At 58.1% G+C, this 2,151-nt stretch carries 1 protein-coding gene; it reads left to right on the top strand.

Annotated features, from left to right (window positions below; translation table 11 throughout):
* The coding region (locus DFP90_RS22520) for a LamG-like jellyroll fold domain-containing protein (RefSeq protein WP_147301118.1) at window positions 1-2,151 on the top strand (2,151 nt) is incomplete at both ends.

Below are 2,151 nucleotides of genomic sequence, written 5' to 3' on the forward strand. Positions count from 1 at the left end.
GGCGACTATGTGATCCAGGATCAGGGCGATGGCTCTTATGCCATCACCGATGCCGCCGGTTCGACGGATACGGTCACGGGTGTCGAGACACTGGATTTTGAGACGGGTATCGACATTGACCTGACGGCCGCCAACAGTGGACCGCAGGCGGTTGATGCGAAGGTTGTTCTGAATAGCTGGGACGAGGTCAGCCATAAGCTGAGCGCGTCTGACGCGGATGCGGGTGACAGCCTCTCCTATGAGATTGTCGGGGCGGTCAGTCTGTCCGAGAATGTCTACACGCTTACGAGTGGTGCAGAAGTGACGCTGAATGCGGACGGCACCTACCATTATGATCCCAAGGGCAACACGGCAGCTGATAGCTTCACCTGGAAGGTGACGGATGCGGCTGGCCTTTCCAGCCAGGCAACTATATCGGTCGGGGTCGGTGGCGATCCCTACACAATTGATCATTCGGTTTCCCTGAATGGGTCGACGGACTATCTCTCCTGGACACCGGCTGCGGCGGGAGACCGGAGCCAATGGGCTTTCTCGACCTGGGTGAAGCTGGACAGCCTGGCACCGAACCAGATGCTTTTTAGCTCAAAAGCCAGTGACGGGCATTTCTATCTGTGGATCAACGACAGCGGCAAGTTGGCTGTTGGTTTCAACACGGCATCCGGGCCCAGTGACGTTGCCTCATCGGCGGTGATCGACGATACGCAGGGCTGGCATCATGTCGTTCTTTCGGTCGATACGACCCAGGCGAATGAGGCTGACCGCCTGCGCCTGTATCTTGACGGTGAGCGGGCCGATTGGGCTGGGACATCCACATTCGCCCAGAATGCCCAATATGGCATTGGCGCGGCCAGTGAGCATCGGATCGGCCGACATTATGAGTCTTATGACTATCACATGGATGGCTCCTTTGCGGAAACGGTCCTGATTGATGGCCAGGCGCTGGGGGCGGACAGTTTCGGTGTGCCAGACGGATCGGGAGACTGGTCTGCACGCGACATCTCCAGCCTGTCTGCCGGGAGCAACGGGTTCCACCTGGATTATAATGAAGCGGCGGCCCTGGGCGGTGATGTCTCCGGCAACGGTCATGATTTCACGGTCAATGGTACGCCGGTCCAGGGCGCGGATGTGCCCCCTGTGAGCGCAATGTCGGCGGACTATACGGGCACGGATGGCAATGATGTGCTGATTGGGGATGATCAAACCGTGACCATCGATGGTGGTGCCGGGGATGACCTGATCCAGGCGGGTGATGTCACGCCGGACGAACTCGTGGCTGTCAGTGAGGGAGCCGCTTTCTCCACAGCAAACAGTCACAGCGGTTTCAGCTTCAGCGAAGACGGCCAGACGGTCAGCATGGGCACGAGCTTTGCGGGATCGGCGATCGCGGACATTGAGATGAGTTCGGGCCAGTTCTACTGGGAAGTCAAGTTCACGGATGTGGCCTATGAGAATGGCCATTACTGGCATGAAGGCACGGTCGGTATCGCCAATCAGGCCTTTGGCATCAACGATAAGGCGCCGCAGGGCAATGCCTGGGTGATCCGAGGCGAAAGCGGTGCGGTCGTTGATGACTATAAAGCGGATGCATATATGGATGGCGTCTGGCATCCGGAGTTCGGATCCGAGATCGGGGAGAATGATGTTCTGGGTGTTGCCTTTGACGCGACGGCAGGCACCATTGAGTTTTTCCTGAACGGGGAGAGCATGAAGAAGTTTTCCGGTATTCCGGAAGGCAGTTACAATCCGATCGTGAGCCGCCACAATACGGCGGCCAGCCGCCCGGCCACGTTTGAGTTCAACTTTGGCCAGGACGGTTTTGCTCATGAGGTACCGTCAGGCTTCCATTCGGTCTATGCGGTGCCGGGTTCTGATGCGGGGGCGACCCTCTTGGGCGGTTTGGGCGATGATACGCTGATTGGCGGTACTGGTTCGGATGTGATTGATGGTGGTGAAGGCACGGATGTGCTGAAGCTTGCAGGCAGCTATGCTGACTATGTGATCCAGGATCAGGGTGATGGTTCTTTTGCCATCACCGATGCCGCTGGTTCGACGGACTCGGTCACCGGTGTTGAGACGTTGGACTTCGAGACCGGCAATGACATTGACCTGACGGCCGCCAACAATGGCCCGCAGGCTGTTGATGCCAAGGTT

It is taken from the genome of Aestuariispira insulae, from assembly GCF_003385955.1.
GTDB lineage: Bacteria > Pseudomonadota > Alphaproteobacteria > UBA8366 > Aestuariispiraceae > Aestuariispira > Aestuariispira insulae.